At 51.8% G+C, this 20,396-nt stretch carries 16 protein-coding genes and 1 tRNA gene; 5 read left to right on the top strand and 12 right to left on the bottom strand.

Features of this window, described 5'->3' with window-relative positions; genetic code table 11:
• Positions 1-26 precede the first annotated feature (26 nt).
• Together QET93_RS12550 and QET93_RS12555 are read right to left on the bottom strand one after the other, a co-directional pair.
• Positions 27-278: a hypothetical protein gene (locus QET93_RS12550; RefSeq protein ID WP_280132460.1), complete on the bottom strand. Its 252-nt coding sequence runs from the start codon at positions 276-278 to the stop codon at positions 27-29.
• A gap of 125 nt (positions 279-403) precedes the next feature.
• Positions 404-494 (bottom strand) — tRNA-Ser (locus tag QET93_RS12555).
• Between the two features lie 208 nt (positions 495-702).
• Here QET93_RS12555 and QET93_RS12560 point away from each other — a divergent pair.
• Positions 703-2,922: an alpha-N-acetylglucosaminidase gene (locus QET93_RS12560; protein WP_280132461.1), complete on the top strand. Its 2,220-nt coding sequence runs from the start codon at positions 703-705 to the stop codon at positions 2,920-2,922.
• Positions 2,923-3,017: 95 nt separating this feature from the next.
• Here QET93_RS12560 and QET93_RS12565 read toward each other — a convergent pair whose 3' ends face one another.
• The 3 genes from QET93_RS12565 to QET93_RS12575 all read right to left on the bottom strand — a co-directional run bounded on the left by QET93_RS12565 (position 3,018) and on the right by QET93_RS12575 (position 5,263).
• Positions 3,018-3,236, bottom strand: coding sequence for a hypothetical protein (locus tag QET93_RS12565; protein WP_280127426.1), 219 nt, complete (start codon positions 3,234-3,236; stop codon positions 3,018-3,020).
• A 435-nt stretch (positions 3,237-3,671) separates the two neighbouring features.
• Positions 3,672-4,454: a hypothetical protein gene (locus QET93_RS12570; RefSeq protein ID WP_280127427.1), complete on the bottom strand. Its 783-nt coding sequence runs from the start codon at positions 4,452-4,454 to the stop codon at positions 3,672-3,674.
• A 35-nt stretch (positions 4,455-4,489) separates the two neighbouring features.
• The gene (locus tag QET93_RS12575) at positions 4,490-5,263 is read right to left on the bottom strand and encodes a hypothetical protein (protein ID WP_280127428.1); all 774 of its coding nucleotides are present in this window, start codon (positions 5,261-5,263) and stop codon (positions 4,490-4,492) included.
• Between the two features lie 135 nt (positions 5,264-5,398).
• On the opposite strand from QET93_RS12575, the gene QET93_RS12580 reads away from it, so the two are divergent.
• The 4 genes from QET93_RS12580 (at position 5,399) to QET93_RS12595 (ending at position 10,848) form a co-directional block, all read left to right on the top strand.
• Entirely contained in the window at positions 5,399-7,132 is a 1,734-nt protein-coding gene (locus QET93_RS12580; protein ID WP_280127514.1) for an ABC transporter ATP-binding protein, read from the top strand.
• A 205-nt stretch (positions 7,133-7,337) separates the two neighbouring features.
• Positions 7,338-9,419: a DNA polymerase III subunit gamma/tau gene (gene dnaX, locus QET93_RS12585; RefSeq protein ID WP_280132463.1), complete on the top strand. Its 2,082-nt coding sequence runs from the start codon at positions 7,338-7,340 to the stop codon at positions 9,417-9,419.
• A gap of 62 nt (positions 9,420-9,481) precedes the next feature.
• Positions 9,482-9,787, top strand: coding sequence for a YbaB/EbfC family nucleoid-associated protein (locus tag QET93_RS12590; protein WP_322190011.1), 306 nt, complete (start codon positions 9,482-9,484; stop codon positions 9,785-9,787).
• Positions 9,788-10,002: 215 nt separating this feature from the next.
• Complete coding sequence (locus QET93_RS12595) at positions 10,003-10,848, top strand: endonuclease/exonuclease/phosphatase family protein (protein ID WP_280127431.1); 846 nt, start codon at positions 10,003-10,005, stop codon at positions 10,846-10,848.
• Between the two features lie 33 nt (positions 10,849-10,881).
• Here the strand turns inward: QET93_RS12595 and QET93_RS12600 are convergent, their stop codons facing one another.
• The 7 genes from QET93_RS12600 to QET93_RS12630 all read right to left on the bottom strand — a co-directional run bounded on the left by QET93_RS12600 (position 10,882) and on the right by QET93_RS12630 (position 20,388).
• A complete protein-coding gene (locus QET93_RS12600; protein ID WP_280127432.1) occupies positions 10,882-12,888 on the bottom strand; it encodes a UvrD-helicase domain-containing protein in 2,007 nt (668 codons plus the stop codon).
• A gap of 10 nt (positions 12,889-12,898) precedes the next feature.
• Positions 12,899-13,861, bottom strand: a complete 963-nt coding sequence (gene fmt / locus QET93_RS12605) for a methionyl-tRNA formyltransferase (RefSeq protein WP_280132465.1) — start codon at positions 13,859-13,861, stop codon at positions 12,899-12,901.
• Positions 13,862-13,923: 62 nt separating this feature from the next.
• Positions 13,924-14,847 (bottom strand): FtsQ-type POTRA domain-containing protein, encoded by a 924-nt coding sequence (locus tag QET93_RS12610; RefSeq protein WP_280127434.1) that lies wholly within the window; start codon positions 14,845-14,847, stop codon positions 13,924-13,926.
• A gap of 36 nt (positions 14,848-14,883) precedes the next feature.
• Positions 14,884-15,816, bottom strand: a complete 933-nt coding sequence (locus tag QET93_RS12615; RefSeq protein ID WP_280127435.1) for a D-alanine--D-alanine ligase — start codon at positions 15,814-15,816, stop codon at positions 14,884-14,886.
• Between the two features lie 18 nt (positions 15,817-15,834).
• Positions 15,835-18,138 (bottom strand): UDP-N-acetylmuramate--L-alanine ligase, encoded by a 2,304-nt coding sequence (gene murC / locus QET93_RS12620; protein ID WP_280132466.1) that lies wholly within the window; start codon positions 18,136-18,138, stop codon positions 15,835-15,837.
• Positions 18,131-19,249: an undecaprenyldiphospho-muramoylpentapeptide beta-N-acetylglucosaminyltransferase gene (gene murG, locus QET93_RS12625; RefSeq protein WP_280127437.1), complete on the bottom strand. Its 1,119-nt coding sequence runs from the start codon at positions 19,247-19,249 to the stop codon at positions 18,131-18,133. Before murG ends, murC begins: the two co-directional genes overlap by 8 nt.
• Entirely contained in the window at positions 19,246-20,388 is a 1,143-nt protein-coding gene (locus QET93_RS12630) for a putative peptidoglycan glycosyltransferase FtsW (protein WP_280127438.1), read from the bottom strand. Before QET93_RS12630 ends, murG begins: the two co-directional genes overlap by 4 nt.
• Between the last annotated feature and the right edge of the window lie 8 nt (positions 20,389-20,396).

Below are 20,396 nucleotides of genomic sequence, written 5' to 3' on the forward strand. Positions count from 1 at the left end.
CCGGCCCGGATCGCTAGCGGATTTGATCACTTTCCAACCAGCAAGGGGACAAGATGATCCTTGTCATTCATGAAAGTAACCTTGCTCGGATATTTGGCAATGAAGGCATCGTATTTATCTGCTGCAATGACAAAATTGAACTGATTCGGACCGGTAAATTGGATACGTCCCCCTGTCGTATAATAGGCAGACACTTCCGATGGCATCTCGACTCCTCCCACAATTCCTTCAAGGATACCTGCCGTTAATTCGTTTTTGTTGTCTGTATTGTTGTTCATAGTATGTATGAGCAAATGGGGTTTATGTCATAGCGTAACGAATCAAGAAGGGAAAAGTTACTCCTTGGCATTACAGAAAAACCCCTTGCAGTATCTAGCATTTGCAAGGGGTTTCTCAAGTATTTTGGCGGAGAGAGAGGGATTCGAACCCTCGGTACGGTCTCCCGCACGTTCGATTTCGAGTCGAGTGCCTTAAACCAACTCAGCCATCTCTCCGCGTAACGGCAAGTTACCTACTATAAAGTTCGGCACGTGTAAAGCACCTATTCACAGGGAATGGACGAATCGTAAGATCATGTCCGGATTTCTGCATGATTTTGAAATATTTCCATGAAAAACAACGTATTCGTATACCGTGAAATCTATTCTCTTTTCTTCGCTTATGATTCCAGCCTTTCTCTGTGTCTCTCCATTGGGGCATACTATGGAACAGGCACCCGCCTCTGCAATCACCATGCCGGAAAAAACGCCCCTGACGGCAGCGCAAGCACTTATTCAACGCGTTTTACCTCAACATGCGACATCGTTCATTTGCGAACTGATTCCCGATGAAGGAGGCATGGATGCCTTTGAAGTCGATGTCCGCAACAACAAAATTGTCCTCCGCGGCAATAACGGGATCAGTCTGGCAATGGCCTTCAACTGGTACCTACGCTACAATGCCATGACCAGTTATGATTGGCAGGCCATTAAGCCCCTGGAAGTCAAGGGGCCTCTGCCTTTGCCTCACGAAAAAACACGCCACGTCTGCAAAGCCAAAGAGCGTTTTTTCCTGAATTATTGTACCTACGGCTATACTTTCCCTTACACGGATGCTGCCGGCTGGCAGCGTTTTTTGGACTGGATGGCGATGAACGGAGTAAATCGCCCTCTGATTCACGGAGGACAGGAAGCGACCTGGCTACGCGTCTGGAAATCGTACGGGTTGACGGAAAAGCAGATTCTTTCCTTCTTTACGGCTCCCGCCCACCTGCCATGGCATCGAATGGCCAATATCGATAAGTGGGGCGGTCCGCTACCCATGGCCTATATTGAGGGACAGCAAAAAATCCAGGAACAAATTCTGCGAGAAGCCCGTGCTCTGGGCATGAAACCCATTCTGGCCGGGTTTGCCGGCCATGTCCCGGAAGCCCTGAAAACAATACGTCCCGATGCAAAAATTACTTCTATCCACCCTTGGGGTGGTTTCAAAAAATACAATACCTGGTTCCTTGATGCTACGGATCCCCTCTTCAACGATATTCAGAAACGTTTCCTGAACGAACAAACGGCTATGTACGGTACAGACCACCTCTATGCCGCCGATCCTTTCAATGAAATCACTCCGCCAAGCTGGGAGGCGGATTATATTGCAGGTGTCGCACAAAGTATCAGCAAGGGTATGCAAGAGGCCGATCCACAAGCCGTCTGGTACCAAATGGGATGGACATTCGATTTCATGCCCCGGTGGCAGGAGAAAAACAAGGACGGCAAAACACCTCTGGACGGTATGCTCTCCTCCCTTCCTTCAGGTAAAATGGTTCTTCTGGAATACATGGGTGAAGAACGGGAACTCTACCGTAAGACGGATCGCTTCAAGAACGCTCCCTTCATTTGGAACTTCCTGGCCAACTTCGGGGGTAATACTTATCAATATGCTCCACTGCAAAAAATTGCCGGAAGCATTGCCTCTGCCATGAAAGTGCCCAACTGCACGGGCGTCGGGTCTACTCTGGAAGGGATCGCCGCCTATCCGGTCGGCTTCGAATACACTCTGGAAGCCCCCTGGCACGCCGATGCCGCTCCGGACATGAAGGTGTGGTACGATGCCTATGCCCGCCGCAGAGCCGGCAGTAATGATCCGGCTGTCGTCAAGGGATGGAATATCCTGATCAATGAGGTCTTCAATCGTTATCCCGTCTCATACCGGGACAGAAGTTCCGTCTGCACCCGTCGGCCCGTTTTCGATCAGAAAAGCTTTGCTCAACTGCCGGATACGGCTCTCGGGGAACTCCCTCAAGTCCGGAACAAGGAGATGATGCGCAGCATGGTTCACGCTCTCCGTTCCATGCTCCAGGCTACACAGGAAAGCAAGAACAGTGATGCCTTCCGCTATGATGTCGTCAACCTGTTACGCCAGATTATTGCCTATGAAACGGACAATACGCAACCGGCTTTACTGAGCGCTTTCAAACGGGGAGACAAGGTCGAATTTGACCGTCAGGCCGACAAAATGCTCAATCTGATCCGAGACCTTGATCGACTGGTCGGCACGCGTCATGAATTCCTGACCGGAGCGTGGATCGATAAGGCGAGAACCTGGGGCAACACTCCGGAAGAAAAAGATTATTACGAAAAGAATGCTCGCCAAATTCTCACGACATGGGGAGCTCCGGGAGCCGGACTCACCGACTATGCGAAGCGTGAATGGCAAGGATTGCTCAAGGATTATTATCTCCCCCGCTGGGAAGAATTCATCAGCCGACTCCGTTCCACGATCGGAACGGACAAATCATTTGATTCCAGGGCCTTCACCAAATGGTGTATCCAGCATGAAGGACAATGGGTCGAACGAAACGGCAACGGATACCCGACGGTACCGCAAGGGGACTCCGTGCAAATAGCTACGGATATTCTGAATAAGTATTATCCGGTCCAAAACTGAGTTATTCCTGTTTTTTACTCCATTTACGCAAAAGCCGTACCCTTTCCATCTGGAAAAGAGGTACGGCTTTCAAAATTCAACGCAGTTTTTGCGTATCAACGGCGAGGTTTCGCTAGCGGGCCAAGAGTAGCTTCCGCTTCAAATCGCTGAGATTCATTCCAAGGTTTCTGCCTGGAGGTCGTACCGGGAGGAGGCTGAGGAATGCGTTCTCCTTTTTCTCCGGCATCGTTCATAATATATGTGCATGAGGAAAACGTCGCAGCAAGGAATCCCAGGCACAGGGCCGTCATTAGATGTTTGATTGCTTGGGTCATAACTTAATTGTTGATATTCCCTACCACCGCCTTCCCATGACGGCAAGACAAATCCATGAACCTGGGGACGGTAAGTCAAACAGAACTCCGGAAAGTTTAACGACGAGGAGAAACCAAGGGACCAAAAGCAGCCTTTTGTTCAAAATCCTGAATTTGATTAATCGGTTTCATCCTCTCCGTCGTTCCGGAAGGAGGTTGGGGAACGCGATCTCTATCCAAAGGATTGTCCTGACCTGTACACGATGAAAAGGCCATGCCGACAAGCCCAACGCTCAACAACATCATCAGATTCTTCATAATTAACAATTATGATTCGCTCCCGGCATATTGCAAGGAGGATCTCGCCCTCCTCTCTCGTGCTTCCAACAAAAAACCCGGCATTCTTTGCGAATGCCGGGCCGGAGAAAATATTTACGAAAACCTTGCAGAAAGATATCAGCTCTGTGGGGCAAGAAGGAACACGCGATCTCCTTCTTCCACACGGTTGCCTTTGGCCAAGGTACCGGGAACGATGTCAGCCACAGTCTGGCTTCTTTCCTTGGAAGTAACTTTCAGTTTGGCAATGTTTTTACCATTCCGCGTTACCAGAAGGATCGTGTTGGGTTCAAGCGTGCTGCTTTCGCCCGCATTGAGAACAACAAAGCCCCACTGGGGATCGACCGCCGTCACCATGTACTCCTTGGAATTCGTAGCAAACTTGGCCTTGTAAAGTTCCTGAGATTTCTGCAGATTGGCAAGCTGGAGTTCCTTTTGGGCAGCCTTCTTGCCGGAAGCTTCGATGAGGGTGTTCATTTCCTCAAGAGCGCCATTGAGTTCTTCAGTCTTCTTTTTGGCTTCTTCCATCATGGTAACCACTTCCTGCGGATCTTTCACACCGTAAGAGGCAAGCTCATCTTCTACCTGCTTGTAGAGAGCTTTTTTCTCGGTCAATTCCTTGGCAATGGCTTCCTGCTTTGTTGTCAATTCGTTGGCAATGTCCTGCTGTTTGGCGACCTCAGCCTGTCTTTCACTGCGGCTCTTCAGCCACTGATCTCTTTCTTTTTCAGCAGCTTCACGCTGGCCTTCCCTTTGGATATGCAATGCGGACTGTGTCTTGTTTTCATTAACAAGTTCCAATTTATTCTCAATCGTAGCCGTGAGTTCAGCCTTTTGATTCAGAGAGAAGTAGGTACCGGCGCCTCCAACAAGGAGCAAGAGTATTAAGAGAGCGGGTTTCATGGAAGTATGATAAAGGTAAATAGTATTAGGAAAAATTACTGGGGACGAACGGCCACTACCTGATCACCGGGGCGAATCTGAATGCCTTCAGTGAGAGAAGAGGGAATGATATCTGCAGAGGACTTACCGGTTTCTACATTGCTAACGGAGAGTTCGGCAATCTTGTTACCATCGCGAAGCACTGCCAGACGAGAACCAAGAACGATACCGGCATTGGCACCGGAATCCAGTACGACAAAGCCCCATGTATCATAGACGTTGCGGATAGAAGTCTTCAAAGAAGCCGGAGAAACATGAGCGCGCTGGTCAGACTCCAATTTGTTAAGAGCGGCAATGCCGCTGTCTATCTGACCAATCCTGGCAACGAGAGCATCACGTTTGGCAGAGGCAGCATCGACCTGAGCCTTCAATTTAGCGTTGTCTTCCTTCATGCGGTCAATCTCACGCATTGTCTCGGCAACGTTAGCCATATCCTTGCTCTTGGCCTTGATCGAGTCAAGCTGGGCAGTCATGTTTTTGAGTTCTTCTTCCTTGGGCCCCATGGCCTTGGTCATGGCGTCATTGGAAGCGATCAGTTCGTCCAGTTTTTGCTGGAGAGCCTTGCAGTCGGCTTCATAAGAATTCCTCTTCTGCGTTGCATCAGCCAATTTAGCTTCTTCGTCTGCAAGAAGCTCATTGGTCTGAGCAAGGGTTGCTTTGGCAGTATCACGTGCCTGAATTTCTGCGTTAAGGGCCTCATTATTCTTGTAGGCGAAAAAGCCACCAGCAAGCATAACGACAACGGCTGCGATTGAGATTTTGGTCCACATAGGATGAAAGAGCGTATATAGGTTTCGTAAACTCCTTACAAACTGTCATGTTGATTGGACGATTTCAACACCAAAATACAGGGGAACGATTTTTTCTTTCCTCCCGTCCCTTTCGGCAGTAACAAAAAAAGTGTGATGCATCCCCTTCTCAGAGTATTCTCCTATCTGCGCAAATACCCTATTTTAGCGAGTTTACAGCTATTTTGCGCCATCATGATGACTTTGGCTCTCGTCATTTTCCCGGAAGTGACACGTTACATCACCAACACGATCGTACCTGGAAAAAAGTGGGACGAACTCTGGTTTTGGTCCGGTCTGGCACTCGGAGGCTTCCTGATCCGTGACGCATGCAACATGTGCCGCATCCTTCTCAACAATACATTTGAGCAAAAAGTCATCTTTGATCTCAGGAGCGATCTGCACGGAAAAATACAGAGGCTTCCTCTTTCCTGGTTCGATTCCCGCAGGACGGGGGACATCATGTCGCGCATCATGGAAGACGTCACCTCGATGGAGCGAGTCCTGATTGACGGGGTGGAACAAGGGCTTGTAGCATCCATTCAGGTAATCGCCATGGCGGCGGCTCTGTTTTACATCAATCCGTCGGTTGCCGTCTGGGCTACGCTCCCTCTTCCTCTGCTTCTGGCCGGTTCTCTGTTCTACTCCCGCGACAGCCACGGCAGATTCCGTGCCGAACGCGAAGCTACAGGCAATCTCAATGCCCTGCTGCACGATAATATAGCGGGAATACGCCAGGTAAAAGCCTACGCCGCAGAAGAGGAAGAACACCGTATCTTCCGCCAGTTTTCTTCAGTCCTCAAATCCGCCACGCTACGAATCATGCGTTGCTGGGCCGTGTTCAACCCGGGTATGAGTTTCATCAGTTCCCTCGGTTTCGTCGCCGTTCTTGCCTTCGGAGGACAAGCTGTCATGAAGGGAAATCTGGACATGGGAGAATGGCTGCAATTCTTCCTGATGATGGGATTCCTCTACGAACCCCTTGCCAGGCTCCACCAGCTTAACCACATCCTTCTCGGAGGCAGGGCAGCCGCCATCCGCGTCTTTGAAATTCTGGATGAAAAGGAAGAGGAAAACTCGAATGAAGGGAACCATCTTCAAATGCCTGTTCGCGGCGAAATTCTTTTCGACAACGTTTCCTTCAATTATGTGCCGGGAGTCCCTACTTTACACCATATCAATCTTTCCATCAGGCCGGGACAAATGGTGGCCCTGGTCGGAGCTACCGGAGCCGGTAAATCAACCCTGCTTTCCCTGCTCACCCGTTTTTACGAATGCACGGACGGAGAGATCTATCTGGACGGGCAACCCCTCTCCCTTTTATCCAAAGCCAGCCTCCGCACCGCCCTGGGATACGTCACGCAGGAATCTTTCCTCTTCAACGGTACGGTACGCGAAAACATGCTCTTGGGAAAACGGAATGCCACCGACGATGAGATTTTTCAAGCGCTTGCAGCCGCCCATGCAGACGAATTCGTCCAGGCTCTGCCCGAAGGATTGGATACCAATGTCGGTGAACGCGGAATCAAACTTTCAGGCGGCGAAAAGCAACGTATTTCCATCGCCCGGGCGCTCCTGAAAAATCCCCCGATCCTTCTGCTGGACGAGGCTACAGCCAGCGTCGACACCCATACGGAAAAGCAAATCCAGCAGGCACTGGACACCCTCATGAAAGGCAGAACCTCCTTTGTCATCGCCCACAGACTTTCCACGATACGCCATGCAGACATCATCTGCGTTCTGGAACAGGGTGAAATTGTCGAACAAGGAACCCATGACGAACTTATTGCCCTCGACGGTACATATGCCTCCCTGTCGCGGAAGTCATTCCTTTCCGAACACAACACATGATTACGCATCTTCTGACAGATAGCCCCGCCGACACACTCGCCCGGTTCAACTGCCTGATTTACGATCGTAACGCCGTTTCAATCATTCCTATTGCCTGCAATAGTAACCCATGAAGAAAAACCAACGCATCCGAAATATCTTCGCAGACCCAAATAATTTGTAATTTGCTTTCCTCTTCCCGGGCTTTTCATTAACCTTGCTCACCGTGAGCTATCAGGTCTTTGCCAGAAAATACCGTCCCCTGACCTTCGACGACGTTTTGGGTCAGGATCATGTTGTCCGTACCCTGCGCAACGCCATTGAGCAGAACCGCCTGGCGCATGCCTACCTGTTCGTCGGCCCTCGCGGAACGGGGAAAACATCCACTGCACGCATCTTCGCCAAAGCGCTCAATTGTACCGGCGGTCCCCGCGTTGATTTTGATCCCAACGAGGATATTTGCCGGGAAATAGCCGAAGGGCGCAGCCTGGATGTATTGGAGATTGACGGAGCATCCAATCGCGGGATCGACCATATCCGCGACTTGCGCGACAATGTACGCTTTGCTCCTTCGCGCGGCACATTCCGCATTGTGTACATCGATGAAGTCCACATGCTCACCAAAGAATCTTTCAATGCTCTGCTGAAAACGTTGGAAGAACCTCCTCCCCACGTCAAATTTATCTTTGCAACAACCGAACCGCACAAAATTCTCCCAACAATTCTGTCCCGTTGTCAGCGTTTCGACCTACGTCCCATCCCGGCGGAAATTATCGCCGAACACCTCCTGCATATCTGTGACCTGGAGCACGTCAAACTCTCTCGCGAAGCTGCATTCGCCATTGCGAAAGTAGCCGACGGGGGGATGCGCGACGCCCAGTCCATGCTCGACCAGCTCGTCTCATTCTGCGGTAATTCCATTGAGGAAGCCCAAGTTTTGAACATTTTCGGGATCACGTCCCGCGAAACCGTCGCTACGGGCCTGGCTTTGATTTTGGAAAAGAACCTGCCTGCCCTGCTCCGCCTCGTTCAGGAACAGGCGGAAGCCGGCAGGGATATGGGACAGCTCCTCTCGGAAATCATCTCTACCGTCCGCGAAGTACTTGTCAGCAAGGTCGATACTTCCGCCTCCATCGCCTCTATTCCTCCGGAACTTCAGGAGCGCATCTCCGCCATCGTCGTAAAAACCAGGACGGACAAAATTCTTCGTCTCGTCGAGGTCCTCTCTGACACGGAAGATAAGATGAGGTGGTCCACTCAGAAACGCTTGCATCTGGAAATGGGTCTCATCAAGGCAGTCCATGCCATGGCCGAAGCCAGCATCAGCGATATCATCAAAGCCATTGAAGGAGCGCCGATTCCCCACACTCCGATCGAAGTATCCTCCCCCCCCTCCTTTTCCGCTACCCAGATTCCGGCTCCCGCCCAGTCTCAGCCCGCCCCGATTGTTCCGGAGAACCGGGATGAAGATTCCCGGATACCCCAGACTCCCCAAGCGATAGATAGCCAGCTATCCCCGGTCAAACCTACTCCGGAAGAACAGACTCCTTCCATTCCGGAACAGGAGATTTCCGCTCCCGAGTCCAATCTTTCCGAAAGGGAAACCGATAACACTCCCGACTCTCAGCCAGAAGAATCGGCAGAACCCATGCCGAAGTCATCGTCCATACCCGAACCTCTCTCGGCCTTGTCCTCAGACCCCGTCCGTCCTCCTGAAACAGATTCGATGGACGAGCCTGAAGAATTTTTGCAGGAAGATACCGGGACGGAATGCTTCATGAACAACCTGTTCACGGGAGAACCGGAACCTCTCCCCGCCAAAGAGGAGACTACTCAACCGGAAATTGAAGACACCTCTGATCGGAACGAGGACGAAGCTGCCTGGAAAGAGACCATTGTCCGCCTTTCCTCCACTTCTCCCCTCAAGGCGGGATTCATCCAGTATTCGGCTTTCCTCAGTCGCCAAAGCGGCTTCTACACCGTCGGCGTACACCCTACCGACAGCCAGGCAAGGGACACCCTGCAGCACCCCAGCCTGAAAGAACAGGCAGAAACAATCCTGACCGAATTGCTGCACTGTCCCATCACTCTCCGCGTTGAAATGAGTTCCCTCGTCCCGGAACCTCCCGAACCGGAACCCATCCCCGAACCGGAACAAAAACCCAAACCCAAGCCGCTTCCCCCGGCTCCGGAACCTCCCGTTGAAGCACCCAAGCCAGTCGACGAAGAAAAGCAGGCCGAGGACTACTACAAAGATCCCTTTATTGAAAAAGCCCTGGCCATCTTCAAAGCACGTATCATCTCCTGAAATGGTGTGCCCACCATTTTCTCCCTCCTCAATACATATCCTAACAGACCACCATGAATATCATGAAATTGATGAAACAAGCCCAGGAAATGCAGGCCGGGCTTGCCGCCGCTCAAGAAAAGCTCGCCACCGAAACTGTTGAATCGGAAGGAGCCGCCGGTAAAATCAAAGTAACGGCCACCTGCGACGGCACAATTACCTCTCTCACAATCGATCCTTCCATTCTGGATCCCAACGATGCTGAATTCCTTCAAGAACTTCTGCTTGCAACCATCCAGAACGCCATCAGCAAAGGTAAGGAAAAGGCCGCATCGGAAATGAAAAAGCTGACTGGCGGCATGGAATTGCCTCCCGGCTTCGGCATGTAAGCACCAGTTTCCCTACTGTGCCAGCTCTCTCCTCCATACCCCGCAAGAAGCACAGTAATTCAGCCTACCGCAATCTGGGGCTCCAGTGCGGCAGGCTTATGGCCTTTTTTTCTCTGTGCGGGCTGTTTCTTATCTCTTTTTCCTTTTACAAAGGATCCGACATAACAGCAATCATATCCACTATTCCCCAGTGGATATGGGCCTCAGTCCTGGGCATGCCCGCAGTCCTCGCCTGGATCTTCTTCCGTTCGAAAATCGGGTTGGTCGTTTTCCTCCTCTGGACATTGTACGGCATCACCACTCTGGATTCCCTTCCCTCCATCGCCAGAACGGGAATGAACCAGTACAAACTGCCATCTCACCCCGGCCTCCAATCGTGGCGCATCGTCACCATTGATTGCCGAGGCATGAAAAACATACCCACAGCCGCCCTGGCCAAGCTCAATGCCGATGTCATTTTCCTCCAAGGGGCCAGAGACCCGAATCAAACAGTCGAAATGGCCCTGACCCTGTTCGGCAACTCCGCCCGTGCCCGCCAAATCGGCACATGCGCCATTATTTGTTCCAACGGGGAACTCTCCCAAGTAGCGCCTATCCCCGATACGGAAAGTCTGATGGTTGACTGGATTCCCCGCCATTCCAACCTTCCTATCCGTCTAGTCAATATCAGCCTGGCCCATCGTCAGACGAAGATGAACTTCCTTCTTCCCGAACACTGGAAATACTATTCCAAACTCCGTTCTTTCCACCGGCTTGAAATCGACAACATCTTAAATGCGTTGAAAGACCAGGGAAACAAAGTCGGCAACATGCCCATCATTATGGCTGGAAACTTCAATGCGGCCCCTTCATCTTCCACATTCAAATCCATCGGCAGCAATTTTTTGGATGTTTACCGGGAAACGGGAACGGGGTTCGGAGCAACGACTCCGGCACAATTTCCCATCCTGCGCCAAAACAGGATTTTCACGACGTCCCCTCTGCTGCCTATCCATTCAGACACGGTCACCATCCCTGGAGCCATCCACAAAGCCGTTGTTTCCGATATCTCCAAACATTGACAAGGATAACACGCGGTTTCCGTCACCAACCGTTCAGTCTTCGTCGATAATCATGCTCCGGAGAGAGGAAATAAAGTCGGACTCTTCCTCGGGAGTTATCTCTTGCTCCATGATCTCCTCCCAGGTTTCGTAAATGTAGAGATCTTCCGGGATTTCTCCGATAAATGATGAACGACGACACGGCATGCGATCTCCATACCGGAGGCGAGTCGAACAAAAAGTCATCATCAGGCGTTCCTGGGCACGCGTAATACCGACGTAAAGAAGGCGTCTCTCTTCATCGCAATTTCCGTCTTCAAGAGAACGTTTGTGAGGCAGAATCCCTTCTTCGAGACCAACAAGGTAAACAATCGGAAATTCGAGACCCTTGGAGGCATGCATGGTAATCAGGCATACACCGGCCTTGTTTTCTACATCGTCATCATCATCGTCCTGATCAAGAGAGACCTTGGCCAGATAGTCGGTCAGGTTTTTACCGGGCTCCCAGTAGCGTCTGAGGTCGGCCTTGACGTCCCCGATCCCTATGAGACGTTTCTGCTCCTCGTTCTCCGTCTTGCAACTGCGGCAAACATAACCTTCATAGCCGGTCTCCTCAATCAATTCCGCAAGAAGATCGCCAAAGTCCTGTTCGCTAGCGGCAAACAAGGTTGCATATTTATCAACCAGACGACAGAATTCCTGGACGCTGTTACGCACGCGAGTCGAAAACTGCGACAACAGTTCTTCATCATTCAAGGCTTCCCAGACGCTCTGTTCGTGTTCCCGGCTCCAGTCGATTGCAAGATGTGCCGTCGTTTCACTGATGCCGCGTGGCGGAGTATTGAGAACGCGCAGGAGGTGCAAATCCGCCTTAGGATTGTCCATCAACCCCAGATAGGCAATCAAATCCTTCACCTCTTTGCGGTCGAAGAAGCTTTGGGTGCCCACCATTCTATACGGGATTTTATGTTCTCGAAGGGTTTGCTCGATAATACGGCTCTGTGTATTGGCCCTGAAAAGGATGGCAAAATCCTCCCAGTTCCTGTTCTCGCGACGGCGTATCGTTTCGAGATCCGTGACAATAAATTCCGCTTCTTCCGCATCCCCCGGCATGGAAATGAGCCTGACAGGTTCACCATTGCCCTTGTGGGCGTACAAGGTTTTCTCACGGCGCCCGAGGTTATGCTTGATCAAAGCATTTGCAGCATTAAGAATCGGCGCCGTACAACGGTAATTCTCCTCCAGCTTGATCACGGTAGGATTGGGGAAGAAACGTTCGAAATCCAGAATATTACTGATCTGCGCACCGCGCCACCCGTAGATGGATTGGTCGTCGTCCCCCACGACGCAAACGTTATGTTCCGGTCCGACAAGCTGCTTGAGAAGGCTCATTTGCAGGCTGTTGGTATCCTGGAATTCGTCCACCGTAATGTAGCGGAACCTGCTCCTCCAGGCTTCACGGACATCGGGATATTCCCGCAGGATCTTCTCCGCCATAATCAACAGGTCGTCAAAGTCCACCGCATTCTGGGCAATCAGTTCCCGCTGGTACGAAGATGCAATCGTCGCCAGCAAATCATCCTTGATAGAATCGATATTGAGACCGGCATTCTTCACTGAGCTCATGGCTGCCAGTACATCCTTGGGCTCCACCTTTTCTTTTCTCCCGCCATGCCTCACGATCAACTGGCGCAACAGCCCCACCTGATCGCTACCGGCATAAATCGTAAAATTTTCCTTATAGCCCAGTTTCCCGATATCCTCGCGCAGGATACGCGTACACAGGGAGTGGAACGTGCTGATCATCATGGCTCGGGCGGCTTTGCGCGCGACCATCTGACCAATGCGTTCACGCATTTCATTGGCAGCCTTGTTTGTAAACGTAACAGCCAGGATATTGCGTCCCGGAATACCATGTTCCACCATATGAGAGATACGGCACGTCACCGTACGCGTCTTGCCGGTACCGGCTCCGGCAAGAATAAGCACCGGGCCATTTAACGTAACGACGGCCTGTCTTTGCGCCCGGTTCAAGCTGTCGAGAGAAAATGACGATGCCATGGTATTTCAATTATCCGTTTCGGTCTTCAACAGGATTAAAAATCATTCCCGGATCAAGGGGGCGACCTGCAGCAAATTGCGCCACCGACATACGCTTGCCGCCATCCGGCTGGACGGCAGGCACCAAAAGTGCCCCTTCCGCACAAGCAACGAGGAGACCATGCTCTCCAATCGAGAGGATCTCACCTGGCACGCCACGGTTTTCCTTTTTGACTTTTGCACAGGGGAAAAGTTTCAATGTCTTGATCCTGCCCTTGCGATCCCTGAACAAGGTGTACGTACCCGGCCAGGGATCATATGCACGCATGGCGCGTTCAATTTCCACGGCCGACAGATTCCAGTCAATCAATCCGTCAGATCTCTGCAACTTGGGAGCATACGTCGCCAGATATTCGTTCTGGCGCGTTCGCGTAGCCGTTCCGGATTCGATGGAATGGATCACGTCCATCAGCACATCGGGGGCCAGATTCGCGAGAACATCATGCATCATCCCGCAGGTTTCCTTGCCCATCAGAGGAAGAGACACGGACTTGATGATATCCCCGGCGTCCAGTTTGCGAACCATATGCATAATCGTCACCCCCGTGGAGGAGTCTCCTTCCTTAATGGCGGCGGCGATACAGGACGCGCCACGGTGCCGCGGCAAGATCGAGGCATGGGCATTGATGCAGCCCAGAGGGGGCATGGAGATCACTTCCTCGGAGAGAATCTGCCCATAAGCCATCACAACGATAAGGTCCGGCTTCAACTCCGCCAGCGCTTGGACAGCCTCCGGCTTTCGAAGCGATTCTGGTTGCAAGACAGGAACATCCGCATCCTCGGCCATCACTTTGAGTGCAGGCGGAGTCATGACCTGATGCCGTCCGACAGGACGATCCGGCTGCGTCACGAGACCAACGACATTGGACTTGTTCAATAACCGGCGGAATGAAGGCAATGCGATATTGCCAGTTCCCATGAATACGATGCGCATGAGGGTGAGATTGCCGTGTGACCCAACATTGGTCAACGGCTAAGTCGCAAAGACAGTCATTTTTACTCGGTCACCGGCTCGGCAATCGGGATATTCTCGTAGTTTCTGTCGTATTCGACCGGAACATTCCGTTCCTGAATCAAGTTGATTTTTCTTATCTTACGGTGCGTCTTCCGGGCATTTTGCTGGATCATCAGGAAATTTTCCACCTGTCGTTCCGTATCATACACCCCGAAAACCGCTTCACATCCATCTTCGAACTCAACCAGATAAGACCATTCGTTACGAATGCTGATTCTACTGAGCTTGGAGATGAATTCGGACTTTTCACGACGGATCAACACGATCAAATCCACGGCACGGTCCAGAATTTCCACCTTTTCTCCCGGAGAAATCTCACCTTCGTCCGGCGTCGGCACGGACAGTATCGGGCAATCCATATAGTCTTTGTGAATTTCCTTATGGCAAGGAAACACCACACCATCGGCATCCACAAACATACCGTGTTCAACATCATGGGAACGGATGCCCAGCTTGGGGCAGTCAAGCCAGGCAATAGGCACCCGGGCATCGATCTCCACACACAATGTAGACGGGAGTTCCCGGCGGACGGTCGCCTTTCTGATGGCAGGAAAAGCCATCAGTTTCTGTTCCAAGGCATCCACATCCAACGATAGCAACACCTCCTTGCCCTGCAGCCCCATCAGCTGCAGTACTTGATCCTCAAGAATAACCCCATTTGTTTTGAGTTCCAGTTCCTTAAAGGAAAGTCCATCATACCTGGAGATATAATTGGACCACAGGAACCTGATACTCCATGCCAAGGCAAAGAAAATCACCAGAAGCGTCAGCACGGAAACGAGCCGACGGCCAAAACGCTTCCAAAAACGCGGACGAAAGCCTTTTTTAATCAACTCCTTTTCCAAAGCCCGCATTTCCTCGCGCTTGCTTCCCGGTTGGATACAAGTTGTGGATTTGCGGGCCATGGATCAAAGTAGGATGGTATAAGGCAACGGATCGGGTCACCCCCGGCTTGTCGCCAGTGAAATTTCTGCGATACGCTCACAAAGAGCCTCATAGGACAATCCGATCTCACCAGCGGCCTTAGGCAGAAGGCTGGAGGAAGTCATCCCCGGAATCGTGTTGATTTCCAGCACAAAAGGCTTCTGGTCTGAATCGCGCAACATCACATCGACCCTGCCATAAACTTCCACTCCTACCGCTTTGTATGCGGCCAGGGCGGCCTCCTGTACGGCAAGCGTAGCCTCCTTGGAAATATCGGCCGGACAAATGTAATCCGTACCGCCTCCCATATTCATCCACGGATACTTGTTCTTCAGATCATAAAACCCGGAACGCGGACAGATGTGGACGACAGGCAGAGCCACGCCGTCCAGGATACCTACCGTCAGTTCCTTGCCCTGGATAAATTCTTCCACGAGGATGGCCGTACCATGCTGAACGACTTCTTCCATCGCCGGCAGCAAATCCTCCTGCTTATGGACAATATGAACACCTACGCTGGATCCTTCGCAAGCCGGCTTGATCACCAGGGGTAATGGAAGAGTAGGCAACACAAGCCCATCGGAACAATCCAGAATCTCACAAGCGGGGGTCGGAACTCCCGCTTCCATGAAAACCTCCTTGGATTTCACCTTGTCGAAGGCAATCTCACTAGTTCTGACACCCGCTCCCGTGTAAGGCATTCCTCTGGCTTCCAATGTTCTTTGCAACGAACCGTCTTCGCCGAAAGTCCCGTGGATCACGTTGTAAGCCAGCTCCGTCCCTTCGGGCAGGACAAAGTCCGGCGTCCGGACATCCACTTCCGTCACGTGCGTAAACCCGCCATCCCGCAAAGCACCCGCCACAGCCCGTCCGGAAACGAGGGAAACTTCCCGTTCAGCTCCCGGACCGCCAATCAGGACAGCAATTCTTGTATCTTTCGAAAGATTCATAACCGTAGTATTTATACGCTAAAATTGTGGTTCTCTATCGCCGATGACCTGGGCTTCGCTTTTCAATTCGATTCCACGTTCCTCTTTGGCTTTCGCACGAATCAGATCAATCAGTTCCGTCACATCAGTCGCCAGGGCATGCCCCCGGTTGACGATAAAGTTGGCATGGACATCAGATACGCAGGCATCACCTACGCAGGCCCCCTTGAGGCCGAGTTCTTCAATCAGACGACCGGCCGGGATTCCCTCCGGGTTCTTGAACACACACCCTGCGCTAGCACCGAGAGGCTGTGAGATTTTCCTCTTTTCACGGTTTTTTTCAACCATCTTTTGCATGGCCTCCGTATCCGGACCTGTCGTTCCCCGGAAGGTCGCTTGCAGAACAAGGCTCGTCACAAACTCGGGAATCATTCTGTACTCGGCCACCATGTCTTCCTTTCTGTGCTCCCGGATTTCTCCGTCGTCATCCAGGCAGATGGCAGACACGAATCTGCTCCACATGTCGGCCCCCATAGCTCCAGCGTTCATGCGAAGACTACCCCCGACACTACCTGGAATGCCATCCATCCACTCAAATCCGGAAATACCGGCCTGGATGGCTACGGTCGCCAGCTTTTTCAAACGCACACCGACACCGGCGGTAATCGTCTTGTCCGGGTTCAGAGCAATAGCATCGAATTCCCCCCCGAAGGGATGAATGACGGCACCACGGATTCCTCCTTCGCGCACAATGACATTGGAGCCGCGCCCCAGCATGCGAACAGGGATACTCCGTTCACGGCAATAGTTAACGACTTCGCGCATAGCAGTCACACTCTCCGGTTCCATCCAATACTGGGCGCATCCGCCAACTCCCATCGTAGTATGACGACGCATAGGCTCATACAGACAACCATGGATATCCGGGCCTCCAAAACGTAACATATCTTCCAGAATGGCCAGGTCCGCAGCAATTCTCGTACCGCATTCATGGACATTGCCGGCCCCCAAAGTAATCAGAAGGTCCCCGGGCCGGAGGAAGTTGCCCACGGCATGGTGAGCCGTCGCCAGATCTGGAAGGAACTCCGTACCTGTCGGCCCGTTACGGTGGATAGCGTCCACGATCGTCTGACCGCTAATACCTTCGATCGGAAGTTCGCTCGCGGGGTAGACATCGGCTACGAATACTTGGTCGGCATTCTGCAGCACCTTCCCGAAATCATCATGAAGCATCTTCGTACGCGAATAACGATGAGGCTGGAACAACACGACAAGACGCTTGGGATTCAGAGAGCGGGCTGTCTGCAAAGTCGCGGCAATCTCCGTGGGATGATGACCGTAATCGTCCACAATGCGGTAGGAAGGGGACAGATACTTGGTCTCAAACCTTCTCTTAGCCCCTGCAAATGAGGCAAGACCGCGCGTGATCGAATCAAAATCCACACCGGCCTCACGTGCAAATGCAATCGCGGCCAAAGCATTGAGGACATTATGTCTTCCTGGAATGCCCAACTCAACACGACCGATTACCTCACCCCGGAACTCGACGGTAAAGGCCGTATGTCCGCGCATTTCATGGACATCGGTCGCAATGTAATCCGCATCCGACCATCCATATCCGATCGCATTCGGATACTTGGAACATACGCTGCGGGCGCCGGCATCTGCGGCACAATAAAAAATACATCCCCTCGTTTGTCGGCACAAGCGATCAAACACGCTCTTAATGTGATCCAAATCGCGGTAAAAGTCGAGGTGCTCGGCTTCCACATTCAAAACGATAGAATGTTCGGGAATGTAATTGACGAGAGTTCCGTCGCTTTCATCTCCTTCAGCGACAAGGTATTCGCTGTTTTCATTCCAGTGGGCATTGGCACCCAGAACGGGGATTTCTGCTCCGACGTAATGGCAGGGCCTCATGCGCCCCTCGCGAAGCAAATGGGCAGATAATGAAGAAGTCGTCGTTTTCCCGTGCGTACCGGAAACGATGACGCCTTTCTTGGCATTCAAGACAGCGGCCAGGCATTCGGCACGGCGGTAACAAGGAATGCCTTTCTCCCGGGCAGCGCTGAATGTAGCATTTTCCGGGCGGATAGCACTGGAGTAGATAACCATTTCCACTCCGTCGAGAACAACTGACGTATGAGGAGTCGAGAAAATCAGCCCCAAACCTTGGAGACGTTCCGTTTCCGCACTGGTTACCCTATCGGAACCACTCACCTGATGCCCCATCTCCAGAAGGATCAAAGCCAGACCGGACATACCGGATCCGGCTACGCCAATCAAGTGGATCCGGGCGGGATGATCACGATCCAAAAGCCTTTTTCTCAATTCATCAATCATTCTTCTCTGGGGCATTATTGTTTTCAACCACGGCAACGATGCGGTCGGCGGCATCGGGAACATCAAGCCGCTTTGCGGCGGACTCCATCTCGCACAGGAGCTTGTCATCCGTCAACAATTCTTTCAAAAATCCGACAATCGTTTCACTCGTCAGCGATTCTTCACGACAAACGCGAGCAGCCTTGTGGGATGAAAAGACCCGGGCATTATGAGCCTGGTGGTCATCAGCGGCAAATGGATACGGAACCAGCAGGGATGTTTTTCCGATATGGGCCAGTTCCGTTAAACTGGAAGCCCCCGAACGCGAAATCACCACATCCGCCGCGCTATACGCCGCCCCCATGCAGGAACAGAAGGCCATCAGGTGAACATTGTCCAATCCCGCACACATTTCCTTGACCCGTTCATAATCAGACGTCCCCGTAATCACGAGAAATTCGCACAAATCACGGCATTCTCCGGCAGCTTCAATCGTCAAGGTATTGAGATTGCGTGCCCCCTGGGAACCGCCCATCGCCAAAACGAGTTTCCCCTTGGGACGAAAACCGAGTTGTTCGTAAGCTTGTTCCCTGGGAAGGACTTTTTCCAGTTCCATTCTGACGGGAGTACCCGTCACGATAGATTTTCCTTTGTCGAAATAGTGACACGCCTCCTCCATCCCCAGCAGGACATTGTCACACCACCGGGAGGTCATCCGGTTCGCTTTTCCGGGCAGGGCATTGGAATCGTGGACATACGTCCTCAATCCCATTCTTTTGCCAATCACGACCGGAGGCATAGAAGTAAAACCGCCCATGCCGACGACGACATCTGCCTGCACTTCCTTCAATATAGCCTTACAACTGCGCCATGTCTTCCACATGAGGAAGAAAAACTTGAACATGCCGATCGAAGGGATCTTAGGCATGGCGACGGCTTCCACCGTCTTGAAATCCAAATCCCCATATTGTTCCGTCGCCTGGGCATCGACTTTCTTGCGGGAAATGAGCAGAGTCACCCGATATCCCTTCTTTTTCAGTATCTGCGCGACGGCAATACCAGGGAACAGATGGCCCCCGGTTCCTCCGCAGGCTATCACGACACTTAGATTTTTTCCTTGGCTCTCATTCATAATCTTAGGTCTACGGATCTGTCATCTCTTCTCGAAAATTCATACGCAGGAGGCGGCGTATAAGAATGCCTCTGGATACTCGTCAACATACCGATGGCTCCCAGTGTAAAAATCAAGTTCGTCCCGCCAAAACTGATAAATGGCAAAGGAAGGCCGGAATTGGGCAAGGCAGCCGTCACCACAGCGATATTCAACATGGCCGGACAAAAAACAAGAGCAACAATGCCCACCGCCAGCAAGCGACCGTAACGGTCGTTCGTCTGCATGGCCACGGACATGCCGGCAAAAGCAAACAGGGAAAAACACAACAGCACGGTCATCGTGCCGATCAACCCGAATTCCTCGCCCAAAGGAGCAAAAATAAAATCGGTATGAGCAAAAGGAAGTGTTCCATGCTTTTCCACGCTATTACCAAGACCAATCCCTTCAATACCACCGCGCTGCATTCCCAGCATCGCCCGGAATTGCTGAAGTCCCGCTCCGTCACTATAAGCGGCCAAATCCGTCCAGGCTCTAATACGCTCCAACCGGTTGGCGTTGGTCTGCACCATGTAGTAAAGACCTCCGAATCCGACTACAATTGTCCCCAACAGATACCAGACATTGGCTCCAGCGGCAAACATGACGCATAATCCGGCAACTCCCAAAGCCGAGGCAGTCCCCATATCCTTTTCAAAAAAGATCAACAACAAGGGAATACCGAATAGAATGCCCGGCTTGATGAACCCGCCAATAAACTTGGAAGCGACATCCCGGTGCAAGGCATACCAGTGAGCCAGTAGCATCATCGTACAGATCTTAGCACATTCACTCGGCTGGAACTGGATGCCGAGGTTAATCCAGCGGCGTTCCCCGTTAATCTCCCGACCAATGCCGGGGACATAGCACAATGCCAGCAACAAGCAGGCAAATCCGATAATTAGCCAGATATATTTGCGGAAGAACTCATAATTCATGCGAGCCAACAGAAGAGCTCCAATCAAACCGAAACCGGAGAAGAGCATCTGTTTGTACAACATTCCGTATTGATCGTCCTCGGGTTCAACCCAAACTCCCGTACTGGCAACCATCACCAGTCCTACCACAAGCAGGACAATGACAGAAAACCAAACAAGAATAATGCTGACCTTGGATGACATGAAAAAGT

Source organism: Akkermansia sp. N21116 (assembly GCF_029854705.2).
Classification (GTDB): Bacteria; Verrucomicrobiota; Verrucomicrobiia; order Verrucomicrobiales; family Akkermansiaceae; genus Akkermansia.